17 protein-coding genes are annotated in these 14,776 nt (G+C 61.4%); 3 read left to right on the top strand and 14 right to left on the bottom strand.

Annotation, left to right across the window (positions count from 1 at the left end):
• Positions 1 to 50 precede the first annotated feature (50 nt).
• Positions 51 to 263 carry a DUF6894 family protein gene (locus XH79_RS43350; RefSeq protein ID WP_442870006.1) on the top strand — a complete coding sequence of 71 codons (213 nt, stop codon included), beginning with the start codon at positions 51 to 53 and terminating at the stop codon, positions 261 to 263.
• On the opposite strand, the gene XH79_RS34645 is transcribed toward XH79_RS43350, so the two are convergent.
• Both XH79_RS34645 and XH79_RS34640 read right to left on the bottom strand, forming a co-directional pair.
• On the bottom strand, positions 260 to 988 hold the full coding sequence (locus XH79_RS34645; RefSeq protein ID WP_271584588.1) for a Crp/Fnr family transcriptional regulator: 729 nt from the start codon (positions 986 to 988) through the stop codon (positions 260 to 262). The two genes, XH79_RS43350 and XH79_RS34645, sit on opposite strands and share 4 nt — an antisense overlap.
• 189 nt (positions 989 to 1,177) lie before the next feature.
• On the bottom strand, positions 1,178 to 1,645 hold the full coding sequence (locus XH79_RS34640) for a metallophosphoesterase family protein (RefSeq protein ID WP_271584587.1): 468 nt from the start codon (positions 1,643 to 1,645) through the stop codon (positions 1,178 to 1,180).
• Positions 1,646 to 1,738: 93 nt separating this feature from the next.
• Between XH79_RS34640 and XH79_RS34635 the strand changes: the two genes are divergently transcribed.
• Positions 1,739 to 1,948, top strand: a complete 210-nt coding sequence (locus XH79_RS34635) for a hypothetical protein (protein ID WP_271584586.1) — start codon at positions 1,739 to 1,741, stop codon at positions 1,946 to 1,948.
• Positions 1,949 to 1,975: 27 nt separating this feature from the next.
• Here the strand turns inward: XH79_RS34635 and XH79_RS34630 are convergent, their stop codons facing one another.
• The 3 genes from XH79_RS34630 to XH79_RS34620 all read right to left on the bottom strand — a co-directional run bounded on the left by XH79_RS34630 (position 1,976) and on the right by XH79_RS34620 (position 4,572).
• Entirely contained in the window at positions 1,976 to 2,782 is an 807-nt protein-coding gene (locus XH79_RS34630; protein WP_271584585.1) for an aspartate dehydrogenase domain-containing protein, read from the bottom strand.
• 35 nt (positions 2,783 to 2,817) lie between these two features.
• Positions 2,818 to 3,543: an aspartate/glutamate racemase family protein gene (locus XH79_RS34625; protein ID WP_271584584.1), complete on the bottom strand. Its 726-nt coding sequence runs from the start codon at positions 3,541 to 3,543 to the stop codon at positions 2,818 to 2,820.
• Between the two features lie 174 nt (positions 3,544 to 3,717).
• On the bottom strand, positions 3,718 to 4,572 hold the full coding sequence (locus XH79_RS34620) for a transporter substrate-binding domain-containing protein (protein ID WP_271584583.1): 855 nt from the start codon (positions 4,570 to 4,572) through the stop codon (positions 3,718 to 3,720).
• 146 nt (positions 4,573 to 4,718) lie between these two features.
• On the opposite strand from XH79_RS34620, the gene XH79_RS34615 reads away from it, so the two are divergent.
• On the top strand, positions 4,719 to 5,639 hold the full coding sequence (locus XH79_RS34615) for a LysR substrate-binding domain-containing protein (protein ID WP_271584582.1): 921 nt from the start codon (positions 4,719 to 4,721) through the stop codon (positions 5,637 to 5,639).
• A gap of 44 nt (positions 5,640 to 5,683) precedes the next feature.
• Here XH79_RS34615 and XH79_RS34610 read toward each other — a convergent pair whose 3' ends face one another.
• From XH79_RS34610 to XH79_RS34570, 9 genes are all read right to left on the bottom strand, one after another.
• Positions 5,684 to 6,940, bottom strand: a complete 1,257-nt coding sequence (locus XH79_RS34610) for an NAD(P)/FAD-dependent oxidoreductase (protein ID WP_271584581.1) — start codon at positions 6,938 to 6,940, stop codon at positions 5,684 to 5,686.
• A 48-nt stretch (positions 6,941 to 6,988) separates the two neighbouring features.
• Entirely contained in the window at positions 6,989 to 7,807 is an 819-nt protein-coding gene (locus tag XH79_RS34605; protein WP_271584580.1) for an amino acid ABC transporter ATP-binding protein, read from the bottom strand.
• Positions 7,808 to 7,815: 8 nt separating this feature from the next.
• Entirely contained in the window at positions 7,816 to 8,475 is a 660-nt protein-coding gene (locus XH79_RS34600) for an amino acid ABC transporter permease (protein WP_271584579.1), read from the bottom strand.
• 5 nt (positions 8,476 to 8,480) lie between these two features.
• Positions 8,481 to 9,194 (bottom strand): aspartate/glutamate racemase family protein, encoded by a 714-nt coding sequence (locus XH79_RS34595; RefSeq protein ID WP_271584760.1) that lies wholly within the window; start codon positions 9,192 to 9,194, stop codon positions 8,481 to 8,483.
• Positions 9,195 to 9,277: 83 nt separating this feature from the next.
• Positions 9,278 to 10,132 carry a transporter substrate-binding domain-containing protein gene (locus XH79_RS34590; RefSeq protein ID WP_212341567.1) on the bottom strand — a complete coding sequence of 285 codons (855 nt, stop codon included), beginning with the start codon at positions 10,130 to 10,132 and terminating at the stop codon, positions 9,278 to 9,280.
• Between the two features lie 77 nt (positions 10,133 to 10,209).
• Positions 10,210 to 11,340, bottom strand: a complete 1,131-nt coding sequence (locus XH79_RS34585; RefSeq protein WP_271584578.1) for a saccharopine dehydrogenase family protein — start codon at positions 11,338 to 11,340, stop codon at positions 10,210 to 10,212.
• Positions 11,341 to 11,350: 10 nt separating this feature from the next.
• On the bottom strand, positions 11,351 to 13,132 hold the full coding sequence (locus tag XH79_RS34580) for a thiamine pyrophosphate-binding protein (protein ID WP_271584577.1): 1,782 nt from the start codon (positions 13,130 to 13,132) through the stop codon (positions 11,351 to 11,353).
• Positions 13,133 to 13,323: 191 nt separating this feature from the next.
• Positions 13,324 to 13,764 (bottom strand): Lrp/AsnC family transcriptional regulator, encoded by a 441-nt coding sequence (locus tag XH79_RS34575; protein ID WP_212341488.1) that lies wholly within the window; start codon positions 13,762 to 13,764, stop codon positions 13,324 to 13,326.
• A gap of 84 nt (positions 13,765 to 13,848) precedes the next feature.
• Positions 13,849 to 14,751: a LysR family transcriptional regulator gene (locus tag XH79_RS34570; RefSeq protein ID WP_271584576.1), complete on the bottom strand. Its 903-nt coding sequence runs from the start codon at positions 14,749 to 14,751 to the stop codon at positions 13,849 to 13,851.
• Between the last annotated feature and the right edge of the window lie 25 nt (positions 14,752 to 14,776).

The following is a 14,776-nucleotide window of genomic DNA, read 5'->3' as shown; positions in this document are numbered from 1 at the left end:
TATCTGCGCTGACGGTTAGGAACGCGTTGCGGGTCCCGCCGTTCACCTGGATGGTACGATATTCCTTCAAGATCACGGACGGCGGTGATTTCTCTGACAGCGAAGAGCTGCCGGACGATGAGGCAGCCTGGCACCAGGCTCTCCGCACGGTGAGGGACATTGAATCGACACTCAGCTCCAATGGAGGCGATTGGTCCCTTGTTGTCCACCGGGAGGGTGATCCGCTCTACCGCATCGATGTGCGGGCCCAAAAGCTCAGTTAAGTGCTCGGACTGAGATGGAGATAGGTCGGGTCGAAGCCTGCCAGCTCTTCCATCTCCCTGGGTTTGAGGATGTGAAACTCTGATCTGCTCACCGCCACCAGCCCTTCCTTGCGGAGGTTCTGGAGCACCCGGTTGGTATGTACCACCGACAATCCCAGGCAATCTCCGAGGTCGGCTTGAGTAATGGGCAAGCCGAACTCCCCGTCTCGGGTATGCCCGATCGCCTTGAGCCTCTGATGCAGTTCAATCAGGAGGTGGGCCATTCTCGGTGTCGCCTCCCTTCGTCCGACATTGACGATCCATTCCCTGAAGATCGCTCCATCAATCAGCGATTCGCGCCACAGTGCCGCTGCCAGGTTCGGGCGTTGCTGATTGATCCCTCTCAGATCATCGTGCGAGATGAAGCCCAGATTGCAACGCGTGACGGTGACTAGATCATGATCCATGACCTTGAGATGAAGGCTTTGAAGGTCAGGGATTTCGCCGGGTATGTGGATGGAGAGAACCTGTCGATCTCCATCCGCCGTCGTCTTCGACCGGAACGCGAATCCATTCGCGATCAGGCAACAGTCGCTGGGCCGCTCTCCGTCGCTCACGATGATTTCGCCGGCGTCGAGATGCCGCTCGCGAATCCGCAGGCCGTGAATGGCGCGGATGTCGTCGGCATCCAGATCGTTGGACACGGTCAGCTTCGTGATCAGCGCCGCAGCGAGGTTTGCCGGCATCGGATGCTCCTATTCGAGACCCGAACGGTGCAAACCACTCCGGCCTGTCAGGCGGGAGCGCTACACTCTCGGCACCGGCGCCCAGGACTATCTGCCGGTGATGTAAGACAACGCAAAGTTATAAGATCGTTCCAAAATGCCCCATCGAGCAACTTTTGACGGAAAATCATAACGTTGAGCTGCCTTTGGCTAGGCCCCGCCGAGCGTATGCAGGACCGGTCGAAGTTCGGTACTTTCATCCAGATCGAGCGTCGCCAGCGTGATCGGGAGCTTGAAGCGCCTCGGTCCGGCGCTTCCGGGATTTAGATAAAGCACGCCGTCGGCCGTCCTGACGCTCGCACGATGCGAATGACCGTAAATCACGGCATCGATGCCGTCGGGGGCTGGTTTACTCTCGAGCTCGTTCAGATCATGCAGGACATAGAATACGTATCGCCCGAGGCGTACGGTTTCCGTCTCTCGATAGTTCCGCGCCAAATCGCCGCTATCGACATTCCCGCGGATGGCCGTAACCGGCGCGATCCTGCGCAGCCCTTCCAGCACATGTTCGGCGCCGATGTCGCCGGCATGAATGATATGCGCGACCCCGGCAAAACAATGCTCGACTTCCGGCCGCAACAGCCCGTGCGTGTCCGAAATCACCCCGATGGTCGTCACCGTGCTCTCCTGACGTCCTGCCGATGCCTTGCCCGCGCTTAGGAACCATGACGGCACGCCCGCATTGCCCGCATATCTAACGGGAGCACACGGATGGGCAATAGCGGCGTCGGCATGTTTTTGGGAGACGTCTCGGCCACGGCATTGTGGCTATGGTTCATCGGCGCCTTCATTCTTGGCGCCGTGATCTGGTATGGCGTCAGGCAATCGGGACACTTACGCCGCAGCGAGCGGGCGCAGCTGGACCGGAACACGGAAGCGGCGCAGCGCCGCGATGATCCACAAAAGCCGATGGCGAGGTAATGACCGCTCCGAAGACGCTGCGACTCGTTACGATCCGATTCTGATCGTCGCAACGCGCGATCGAAGTGCAGCAAGGATGCTCGGCGCGACAATTCGGGACGTCTTAGGGTTGACGGACGGAACGTTCCGACTCTCCATGGTGAGACCGATTTCATCACCTTCGATCTGAAGGAGATGGATCGCCCCGGGAATGCCGGGATCCATCCACAGCTCGATTGTTGTTCGTTCAAATCCAATACCAGCGAGACTAATTGCAACCGCGACATTGAGATGCCGTGGGAAATGTCGAGCGGCATCAGAAGCAGAGCCTAAGAAGACCCGGACGGGGCTCTTTGGCCGTTCAGTTCGGAAATCAAACCCCTGGTCGAGCACGTAAGCTTCGTTTGCGAGCGTCTCCGGCTTAACGCGCCCTTTCAGGTGAACGCTCCTGATCGAGCCCTCTGCCGCACATCTCAGAATATCGAGTCCCGGCATCGCCCCGGACGCAATCTGGACTCGCGCACCGTGTTTTCTAGCGATCTGCTCCAAATTCGGCACGGCCAGGAAGCCGCCGGCGCTCACGCATATCAGGTCCTTCCCTTTGAGCAGAACCGCATCGACGATCTCGGGTATCGCTGCACCGGTCGCCGCTTCCACGACCACGTCGCAATGGTCGGCAAGCTCGCGAAGCGCGACTACAGCGACGGTCGGATCCAATGTGCCGAGATGCTTGCGCGCGTTGTCGAGGTCGCGCGCGGTCACCACCGCGAGACGTACGCCAGGGATTGCCCCCGCGACCAGCGCCGCGGCCACCGCTCTGCCGACGCTTCCAAAGCCTGCCAAACCAACTTTCATCGGTGATCCCCGTTCTTCGGCAATGCCAGCTGGAGCTATAGATACCGGCGAGGATTGGCCGCACCGTAGAACATGTGGATCAGCGTATTCACGTCGAAGACCGGCAGTCCCGATTCCTTCGCCACGAACGACGCGAACGGGCACATGTTGGTGCATTCAAACAGAATGGCACCCGGATTCGGGCAGGTCGCCATGAACTCCCGGGTCATCTCAAGCATTTCTTCCTTGAGGACGTCGATGTTCAATTCCTTACGATTGCCAATATAGGTGGCGGGAAATTCGGCATCTGGCTTCATCCCCTGCACCTGAACTGGAATGTCCTTCATGGACCAACCGACGCCCTTAAAATGATCGTCGTTGAGGTGATGCGCCCTTTCGGTAAAGACACCAATGATCTTGCCCGGCGGGAGCATGGCATGGATGATAGGCGCTTGAAGCAGCGAAGACGTAAACACGGGTATGTTGACGGCGGCGGCGATTTCCTTCTGAAACGGGCCAAGGAAGCCGCAGCTGGTGGTGATCGCTTTCACGCCCTCCGCTTCCAGTTCACGCGCGGCCGTAATGAATGGTGCGATGAGATCGGCATCGGGATGGTCGCCCATGATCTTCGTTGCAAGGGCACCCCTCACCGTCTTGTACCGCACGGGAAAGTCGTACGAACGCGCATTGCCAATGTCACCCGGCGGCCGCGGAAAGACTGTATCCAACATCAACACGCCGATGTCCTCGCCGTAATTCGTGAAGCCGCCCTTCAGGATCAATTTCAGTCTCCGTCTTTCTTTTCATCGGTTGAGATGCGTTTCGATACAGCGCTCAAGAACGCCGAGCGAACAGCTCTCCGTCCGGCTACAACGATCTGTTGCGGCCGCGACCAGCACATCGTGACGATCGCAGGCGACCTCACGCTCGAACGAGAGTTCGCCCTCGAAGCTAGCTCAGAAGGTGATGCTCGACGGAATGTCTTCCGGCTTGATATTGGCAAGGTCCAGGCTGGAAACGATCCACCCCTTCATGGCACCAAGGGCGCGATTATATTCGAGCCAATTGTTGACGAAGCGAAGGAAGCGGCCGTCGGAATCCGGCCGAACGCCTGCGCAAGTCGGTTGAGCGCTGATCGGCGTCGGCACGATGATCGAACCAATCGCCGGATTCTTCTTGACGGTCGCAAGCGAGTTCATCGCAACCTGGACCGAGCAATCTGCACGTCTTGACAGCAGCGAGAGAGCAACGTCATCGAAATTCTTCAGCGCGACCAGGGTTGCCTTTGGCAGGGTGCGGCGGGCGAAAAGATCCTGCGTCGAGCCGATGTCGACGGCAACTCGAACTTCCGGCTTGTTGAAGTCTTCCCAGGTCTTTCCCTCAAGCCCGGGCTTCGCGACGATCGTGAAGGTGTTGTTCATGATCGGATTCGTGAAGTCGACGACCAGCGCGCGAGCGGGCGTTGGACTCAATCCAAACATGATGTCGATCTTGTTCGCCTGCAGATCCAGGACCGCATTGCTCCACGTCGTCTCGGCAACCTCGATTTCGGCATCCAGCGATCTTGCGAGATCCTGGGCCATGCTGATGCAGAAGCCCGTCCATTGCCCGGAAGCGACGTCTCTGTGGTAGTAAGGCTCCGTGCCTACGACCCCGGCAATGCGAAGCTTCTTGCTGCTGCGAACCTTGTCGAAAGTGGATCCCGCAGCAGCCGATTGTGCAGCTGCTGACGTCGATGCGGCCAGCGAGGCCGCTCCGGCCGCGGCAAGCCCTACCAGCCCTGCGAACTCTCTTCTCTTCATCATCTTCATCCCCCTCGCCCGTTAAGCCCCTTCGTGACCACTTCGACAGCGGCGCACCTTTCCGCCTGATTGTTCGTCGACCGGAGCCAAAAACAAACTATTGAAAAAATGCATGCTTCATGACTTTTAGTCATGATCGCCAGTGGGGCCGTTTCATGAGACGCTTCCTCCCCTCTCTCTCCGCACTCCACGCGTTTGAAACAGCAGCGCGCTACATGAGCTTCACCAAGGCTGCGGAGGATCTGTCGCTCACCCAAAGTGGAATCAGCCGCCAGATCCGGAATCTGGAGGATTTTCTCGGTGTCGCGCTCTTCCATCGCATTGGACCACGCCTGGTCCTGACAGAAGCCGGAGCGGCCTACTATCGGGACGCGGCTCTGATCCTGGACAAGCTTCAGGAGATATCGATGGATGCCGTGCGCGGGCGCCGAATTGACGCGGCGCTGATGATGGGAACGCATCCTACGCTGGGTTCGCGATGGCTGCCCGCGCGGCTCGGTTCATTCATAACGGCATATCCTGACATTCCCCTGGAAATCAGGCAGGCCACGCCAGATGTCGACTTTGAAACCACGCGGCTTGACCTGGCCATTCTCAGGGGTGTGGGATCATGGCTGCATGCCCGGTCCATCGAGCTCTTTGCCGAAGAGCTCGCGGTCGTCGCCTCTCCCAAGCTCATCCCGCTTGGAGAAACGCTCGATCCACTCGACTTCTCGAAATTCGCGATGCTGCAGAACGCGTCTCGCCCGAGCTTGTGGCTGCACTGGCTACGGCTTGCAGGTCTAACCTACAAGGGCAGCATACAGGGAATTCGGTTTGCCTACAGCAGCATGCTGATCAATGCCGCCGTTCACGGCATCGGGATCGCGGTTGTGCCGGTTGCCTATATCGAAGCCGAGCTGGAGAGAGGCGATCTTCATATGCCCTTCGGCTCCCCTATTCTCTCCGGCGACTCCTATTTTGCGGTCTACCCCGAGCGAAAGGCCAATCACACCAACATCATCGTCCTCCGTGATTGGCTCGTGCGGCAAACCCGCACCAATCGAAAGCTGGACATGCAGCGGACGGATCGATGAGCACTCCCGGTGGAGCGGATCCAACGGCCGCGCGTCGCGTGCACTCAATGACGGAAACGTGACGCGCCAAACGGTACGATATCGATACCGGCTTTCCTGCCGGCAATGAGATCGGCGACGATGGAGCCGGTGATGGGGCCCGACGCCAAGCCGACATGTCCGTGTCCGAAGGCGTGGACAATATCCGCCGACGCCGATGCCGTGCCGATGACGGGACGCCCGTCCGGCGTCGATGGTCGATGCCCCATCCAGCGATCGATCGTCAGGCCGCCGCGTGATCCAAGGCCGGGATACGTCCGCAAGGCATGCGTGACGAGAATCTCGACGCGCGCCCAGTCCGGCCCGGCGTCGACCAGCGCGAGCTCGACCTGTCCCGAAAGACGCAAGCCAGCCGGGGTCGGCGTGTTGGCCATTCGTCCGTCGCTCGGCATGATCGGAAACCTTGGGCCGGCCGCGGGCGATGCAATGACGCCGTGATACCCCCGCTCGCTCGCCAGCGGCACGCGATCGCCCGCGGCCTCGGCAAGCGCGCTTGACCAGATGCCGGCGCAGATCACGGCGCGATCGCATTCGATCGGGCCCTGATCGGTGACGATCGCAGCGAGACGGCGATTGGTGACAACAAACCCGGTTGCGCGCGCCTTGACCAGCCGTGCACTGCGCGCACGCGCGGCATCGACAATGTCTCGCACATATGCGCCCGGATCGGTGCAGTAGGCTCCTTCGTGGACGAAGGCGCCGAACTGATAGTTGGAGCTCAAATCCGGCTCCCGGCGGCGCAGCTCGCCGGCATCGAGCTCGAGCCACTGGAGCCCATTGTCCTTTCGAAGCCGCCAGGCGAGCGCCTCGCCGTCAAAGGCATTGCGATCGGGATAGGCATAGAGCAGACCCGTCTGGCGGATGTAATCCGGCCTCCCGATCTCCTTTGCGAGCGCGGCGTGCCGCCCCGGACCGTCGCGCAAGATCGAGGCGAGTACGCGCGCGGTATGCTCGACCTTCGCAACGGTCCATCCGGCCGCGAGGAAGCGGAGGAGCCAAGGCGCGAGCGCAGGCAGTGCCGTCCAGCGCAACACCAGAGGCCCGTTCGGATCGAACAGATAGCCCGGCAGCTTGCGCCACAGGCCGGGCATGGACATCGGGATAATGGAAGCAGGGCTGATCCAGGCACCGTTGCCATAGCTAGCCGCTTGGGGCCCGCCCGGCTCTCCCGGCTCGATCAGCGTAACGTCGTGTCCGTCCTTGATCAGCTCCCATGCGGTCGCAGCACCGACGATACCTGCGCCGATCACGGCGATGCTCATGGGCGTCCTATCCCGCTTCATCCTTCAACCCGATCGCAGATCGTCACGTCATCCGTTCGCCGCGGCTGCAGGCAGGCCGCTGCTGTGGTAGTGACTGAGGAAGGCCCGTGTTGCCGGCTGTCTTGGCGTGTCGATCACCTGCCGAGCCGGCCCCTCCTCCACGACGACGCCATCGCGCATGAAGACGACGGTATCGGCGACCTCGCGCGCAAACGCCATCTCATGGGTCACGAGCACCATGGTCATTCCCTCGGCCGCGAGTTGACGGACAACCGCGAGGACTTCTCCGACCAGCTCGGGATCGAGCGCAGACGTCGCCTCGTCGAACAGCATCACTTGCGGCTTCATCGCCAAGGCACGTGCGATCGCCACGCGCTGCTTCTGACCGCCGGACAGCTTGTCGGGGGCGACGTCCGCCTTGTCCTTCAACCCCACCTTCTCCAGCAACCCAAGCGCCGCCTCGCGGGCCGCGTCCGGCTTGGTTTTCAGAACCGTGACCGGTCCCTCCATCACGTTCTGGATCGCCGACATATGCGGGAACAGATTGAAATTCTGGAACACCATGCCCGTCCGCGCGCGGAATGCCGCGAGCTCCCTGTCGGCCGGCAGCTTGTGCCCATTGGTAAAATCCATGGTGCTTTGGCCAACCCGGATGAAACCACTTTCCGGGATGGTCAGCAGATTGAGGCACCTCAGCAGCGTCGACTTGCCCGATCCGCTCGGGCCGATCAGCGCGACGACGCCGCCGCGAGGCACCCGCAGCGAGATGTCCTTCAGGACGCTGACGGGCCCAAACGCCTTCTTCACGTGAGCCAGCTCGATCATCGGGACATCAGACACGGGACCGCTTCCCTCTTTGATGGACATGTCGTGCCTCACCGCGCCAGCCGCGCTTCGAGCACGCTCGCAGCGCGCGTCATCGGGAACAGGATGAGGAAGTAGATGACCGCGATCATGGTGTATGTCTCCAATGGCCGGTAGGTCGCGGATGTGATGAGCTGCCCCTGGTAAAGCAGGTCCGGGACCGCCAGGACCGAGAGCAGCGAGGTGTTCTTCAGCTGCAGCACGGCCTGGTTGACGAGCGGAGGAATCATTCGCTTGAGGGCCTGCGGCATGACGATGCGCTTCATCAGATCGAAACGGCGCATGCCCAGCGCGCGGCCGGCGTCCCATTGCCCGGCGTCGATCGACACGATGCCGCCACGTATGATTTCCGAATAGAACGCACCGCCATAAAGGCTCAGCGCGATGAACGCCGCCACGGCGGGGGAGAGCTCAACACCAATCAGCACCGGAAGTGCATAGTAGATCCAGACCAGCTGAACCAGCACCGGCGTGCAACGAAACACCTCGACCAGCATCACGAGGGGCGCCGAGACGAACCTCACCTTGGACAGGCCGGCGATAGCGACCACACATCCGATCACAAATCCGCTCGCCGCGGTGAGGATCGTAAAGCCGATCGTGTAAGCGGTGCCGACACCGATCAGCCTGCTGTATTGCAGAAGGAAACCAAAACTCCAGTCATAATGCATCGCAGCTATCCCATGCTCGGCGATTGCGAATAGGCGCTCTGGATCAGTCCCGAATAGAACCAGCGCCCGAGCGTGATGATGTCGTAGACCGGCAGTCCGAACTCGCGCGACACCTCTTCCGAGAATGGTGGAAGGTTAGTGCATTCGAACACGATCGCGCCAATGTCTGGATTTCCCGTAAGCAACGCACCGACGGCCCCATGCACATCGCGCCGCACTCGATCGCGATCATAAGGACGGCCATGTTCGATATGCGCGCGCAAGCTACCGTCCGGCGGAAGGCCGACGCGCGGCGTGTCAGGATCGGCGCCGACTCCGGCAAAATGCCTGTCCGTCAACGCCTCCGCGTCGTAGGTGACGACCCCGGCGCGGCGACCGGACGGAAGACAGCGCTCCACGATGGGCAATTGCAAAAGGCTCGACGTCGCAAGCGGCAGCTTCATCCGCGCGGAAAGCTCGCGCTGACGAGATGCCAGAAAGCCACACGACGTGGTCAGGCCGATCGCGCCCTCCGCGCGCAGCGCGTCGCCGGCCGCGACGAATGCGTCCATGAGGCCGTCGTCGTCGCCGTTCACGATCTTCCGCGCAGTCGCGCCCGGGACGGTTCTGAAGACGACGTCGAAGGGCCAGCTTGCGGAATGCCCAACATCTCCCGGCGGACGCTCGATCGCGATATCAAGCATGATGATGCCCAGCGGAGGATGTCGCCCATGTTGCATCGACCAGATGTTCCCTGTCCAAGCCCAACGACGCTGCTGAAACGAAACTGCCCGCGTCATCTGAAGACGCGGGCAGTCTGAGATCAAAACTGAAGCCCGGGAGGAATGTCTTGCTCCCCGATATTGACCAGAGTCAGACTCGAGAGAATCCACTCGCGCAACGCTCCCAGCGAACGGCTGTATTCGAGCCAGTTGTCGACATAGGTGCGGAAGCGGGTATCGACGTCCACACGCACGCCGCAGCAGGTCGGTTGCGAGGCAACCGGAGTCGGGATGATGACCTTGCCCACCTTCCCATTCTTCTTGACAGTAACCAGCGAAAGCATCGCGACCTGGATCAGACAATCAGCCCGCCCAGCCTGCACCGCGAGCACGGCCTCGTCAGGCGTCTTCAGTGCGACAAGCGTCGCCTTGGGCAGGATCCGGCGCGCGTAGAGATCGTGGGTCGAGCCGATATCGACGGCAACCCGCACCTCCGGCTTGTTGAGATCCTCCCAGGTCTTCGGTTCAAAACCGGGCTTCGCGATGATCGTGAAGGTGTTGTTCATGATCGGGCGCGTGAATTCGACGATCAGGGCGCGTGACGGCGTCGGGCTGAGGCCGAACATGATGTCGATCTTGTTGCTCTGAAGATCCAGGACCGAGTTGCCCCAGGTCGATTCGATGATCTCGACCTCGGCCTCGAGCGCCTTGGCCAGATCAGTCGCCATGCTCACGCAAAAGCCCGACCACTGCCCCGTGGCGATGTCCTTGTGATAATAGGGCTCCGTGCCGACGATGCCGGCGATGCGAAGCTTTTTCGTCTTGCGAATTTGAGCAAACGTACTCTCAGCCGGCGGCGTCTGGGCGACGGCCTGGGACACGGCTGAGCCGGCCGCCATAGCCGCCGCGGCGGCGCCGAGCCCAACGAGCGATCCGATTTCACGACGATTGACCATATCAAGCTTCCCCTCTTCGATTGAATTCCTCAAACCCCGACCATGACGCAAGATCCGCTCATCGGACTCCACGATTCCTAAGCCGCTCTCTTGGTGGAGAACCGTCCCGCAAAATCGTTCGTCTCGGAGCTGCGCGCTTCCCTCGCCAGCCGGCTGCCCTCGCGGGTCGCGAGAAAATCGGCAAGGCTTGCATCCTCCTGCCGCACGAATCCCTTTGCGGGAAGCTTGCCTGAAAGGAACAGCTCGACCATCGCGACGCAACCGGCAGCCGTGGTGAGCTGGATCGCGCCGAGCTCGGGGCGCCCGTCGTAGCGCAGCACGACGCTATCCTCTTCCATCCGCCCGTTGCGCTCGCCGATACCGGTCACGAAGATCACGACGACGTCCTTTCGCGTGAACGGCGCGGCGCGGTTGAGGATGCGGCGCATGGTATCGCGATCGTCGGCAAGCCCCAACCCCTGCAGCAGGAGCTTCATGATCTCGGCATGGCCGGGATAGCGCAGCGTCTTGTAGCTCATGTCGCGGACCTTGCCGGACAGCGTCTCCGTCAGTGTCCCGAGGCCGCCCGAGGTGTTGAACGCCTCGTAGGCGACGCCATCGATCATCACACTCTCGACACCCTCGAGCGCGGGCACCGATATCGGCTTGCCATCGAAGACGATCTCGCAAGGGTTACAATATTCGTTGATGAGGCCGTCGACCGACCAGGTGACGTTGTAGCGCAAGGCGTTGGTCGGATAGAGCGGCAGTGCACCGACCCGCATCTTGATGGCCTTCACCGTTTCGAAACGGGCCGCCATGTCGGCTCCGAGCACGCAGATGAACCCCGGCGCAAGCCCGCATTGCGGCGCCAGGATCACGTCGGCGTCTGCTGCGATCTCCTTGATGTAGGCCGTTGTCGCCACGTCCTCAGTCAGGTCGAAATAGTGCGTTCCGGTCTCCACAGCTATCCGCGCGATACCCTGATTGAGAAAATACGGACAGGCGCTGACGACGATATCCTGATCCTTCAGGAAACCGCGCACCGCATGGAGATCTCCAGCGTCCACGATCTTGGTAGCGAAGGTTTGCCCGGCGCTCAAGCCGAGTTGCGTCTCCGAAGCGTCAGCCAGCGTAACTTTGTGTCCCTGCTCCGCCAGCATCCCGGCGATCACGGCGCCGATCTGCCCGGCCCCCAAAACTGCGATTTTTTGCGATGAATGAGCCATTTCGAATCTCCTAGAGAGCAGCCTGGACGCCGATCGCTGCCGGGTCGGCGCCGACCTTCTTCAGCCACGAGAACACCGGCGGCAGGCGATCGGCGATGGATTCGACCGCGACATCGACGAAAACCGGCTCGCTGAGCGCGAAAGCCTCACGCAAGGCCGTCTCCAGTTGCGCCGGCGTCTCGACGCGAAAGCTTCGGATCCCGTAGACGGCGGCGAGCTTGCTCATGTCGTAACTGCCGAAATCGACGCTGAATGTCGGGTCGTTGACCGGTGCTGGTTCGCTGCGTCCGGAGGCCTTGCGGGCGTGGTCGCGGTCGACGACCCGCTGGAGCGCCTTGATCCAGCCAAAGCATGCGTTGTTGAAATGGACCAGCACCGCCGGGATCTGCAGCCGCGACAGCGTCTCCAGTTCACCCGCCGACATGCCGAGCGAACCATCGCCGAACAAGCCGACGGGCCTCAGATGCGGCGCTGCGAAATAGGCCCCGATGACAGCCGGGATGGCATAGCCAAGCCCACCGTAGAAGCGGGGAATCACGAGCTTGGATTGCGGATCGCGCAGACGCAGGAAGCGCGTCGCGTAGGGGGTCGGGGTGCCGGCATCCGACACCACGTTGCAGGGCACGGGCATGCAACGGTTGAGCGTCTCGATGACCCGCTCGGGACGCAAGGGGATAGCGTCGCTCTCGAGATGCGGCGCCATCACGTCCCAGAACTCCGCACGGCGGTGGTTGATGTCGCCGACCCATCCCGCCGTAGTGGACGCATGATCCACGGGTATCTTTGCATGAAGGGCATCGATCACGGCACGCGCATCGCCCACGAGCGGATGGTCGATCGCGTATGTATTGCCGATGACTTCCGGCTCGAGATCGATCTGGACGATGCGCGTCTCGCCATTCGGCACCGGCCACTGCCAATTCATGGTGGCGACCGAGCCCATGCGACAGCCGGCATAGATGACGAGGTCGGCTCGTCCAAGTGCCCACACCGCATGCGGATGGAAGCCGTTGTCGCCGATGATGCCAATGCCGAGCTTGTGGTCGTCGCGAATGACGCCCTGCCCTGTGATCGTGGTGACGACGGGAATGCCGAGCCGTTCGCCAAACGCCGTGATGGAGGCCCCCGCGCCGGACCGATTGGCGCCACCGCCGGCAACGATCAGCGGGCGCTCGGCGGCGAGAATGGCCTTGATGGCCGCGTCGAGATCGCCATCCGGCGGCCTGCTTCGATACGACGGCGCCTGTCGGCACTGCGGCTCGATATGCAGGGACAGGGCTCCGTCCGGAAGCTCCTCATAGAGAACGTCCTCAGGCAGTGCGAGAACGACAGCGCCCGGACGGCCGCCGGTCGCCTCGCGGAAGGCACGGCGCACGAGTTCGGGCAATTTCCCGACATGACCTAGCGTCTCTGCGCGCTTGCTGACCGGTTTGAACAGCTCCTCGACGGGCAACTCGGTCAGGGTGCCGCGGCCGACGCCGGGCTGGGGAATATCGTTCACGAGGAGGATCAGCGGCACCGAAGACTTGTTCGCTTCGGCCACGCCCGGCAGACCGTAAAGCGCGCCCGCGCCGCTCGGCACCTCCGCCACACCGGGCTTTCCGGACAGGCGCGCGTAGCAGTCGGCCATGAACACCGCAGAGCGCTCGTCGCGGCACAGGATATGACGCGGCGCATCCCTCGTCGTTCTCAAAGCCTCGTAGAAGGCAACGTTCGTATCGCCGGGGACGCCAAAAATGACCTCGACGCCGTATCCGGACAGCATGCTCACGAGAGCGGACGCACCATTCATTTTCAAAATGCTCCTTGTCGTTACTTTTATTCAGGAGCATAGGCGCGACATAAATATCCAAACCGCCGGCTATAGGAACAATATAGTTACAATCCGTCGGGCTAAGTTCTATTTCGATGGGAAATGAGGAATTTTGCCAAGAAATGGAGCAGCGACAACAGCTGCGAGGCAGTGTTTTGCCTACGCGCTGCTCACCTTTCGAATTTTCTGGCGAGAAGAATCGATGACGTGGTGCGGCGAACACCTTCCATCTCGGCGATCCAGTCGATGATCTCGTCGAGATGCGTTGACGTCGCGCAATTGATCTTCACGAACAGATCGAACGGACCGCTCAGCGTGTAGCAGTGAACGACTTCGGCCTTCTTTCGCAGGGCCGCGATGACGTTTCCTTGCTGCTTGACCTCCAGCTCGATCAGGATGATCGCCGCGATCGCCGTGACATGATCCTGCTTGCCCAGAACCGCCGTGTAGCCCGCGATCGTTCCCTCCTTTTCCAGTCTCGCCATTCGCCCCTGCGCGGTCGCGCGCGATACGCCCAGCGCCTTGGCGATATCGGAGATCGACGTCCGCGCATTTGCGATCAGGATGTTGAGAAGATCCTGGTCCTTCCTGGCATCCGCCGGACGCGCCATTTACAACTCTCCAAAGTGCCTGTTTCTGAACAAAACGAGGGGAAATTATTGCGCTCCGTCGGGGAAAGATCCAGCGCATCGTGATTAACGGTCCGGCGCGGTCTCCGAGACCAGCCACTCCCGGAAGGCCGCCAGCGGCGGGTATTTCGTCCGTTCGGACGGCCAAACCAGGTAATAGCGTTCAGGACTTTCCATCGGCAGGTTGATGGCACGGACCAGCTTGCGGCTCGCGAGCTCGTCCTGGATGAGGAAGGTCGGCAGAAGCGCGACGCCGAGGCCGGCGATCGCCGCTTGGGCTGCGGTCGCGAACTGATCGAACACCATGCCCTGAGCGGTTCTGGCCGGCACATCGTGAGCGGAAAACCACCGATCCCAGGCGTGAAAGCGCGTTGAGATGCTCAGCAGCGGGGCCTTGCGGAGATCACCCGCAGCCCGGAAGCCGTATTGCTTCTTCAGCCCAGGGCTGCACGCAGGGACAATCTGTTCGGATCGCAAGAGAGCCATCTCGGCCCCGGGCCACTCCGGTTGACCGAAGTGAATCGCCGCGTCCAGGGTCTCGGCCCTGAAATCGAAATAGGACAAGCGGGTCGTAAGATTGATGGTGATCCCGGGATTTGCAGCCAGAAACCCGGGCAGGCGCGGCGCGAGCCAGCGGGTGCCGAAGGTCGGCAGAATCGCGAGATTGAGAGTCCCTCCCCGCGGGTTCGCATGGAGATTGAAGGAGGCGGAGCTGATCTTGTGGAGCGCGTCGCGGATTTCGCGGGCATAGGACTCGCCAACGGAGGTCAGCCGAACGGTCTGACGCTCACGGATGAAGAGCTCGACCTCGAGCTGCTCTTCCAGGATCTTGATCTGCCTGCTGACGGCGCTTTGGGTCAGTCGAAGCTCGCGCGCGGCGAGCGTCATGCTGCCGGTCCGCGCCGTGGCTTCGAACGCCGACAAGACGGCGGTGGAGGGAAGAAAGCGACGAGGTGTTTGCGGATTCATCCCTACTCATTCCGTTTCAGAATGA

It is taken from the genome of Bradyrhizobium sp. CCBAU 45389 (assembly GCF_028128625.1).
GTDB classification, from domain to species: domain Bacteria; phylum Pseudomonadota; class Alphaproteobacteria; order Rhizobiales; family Xanthobacteraceae; genus Bradyrhizobium; species Bradyrhizobium liaoningense_B.
The sequence above is the reverse complement of the archived record's forward strand: the minus strand, read 5'-3'. Positions and strand labels throughout refer to the sequence as shown.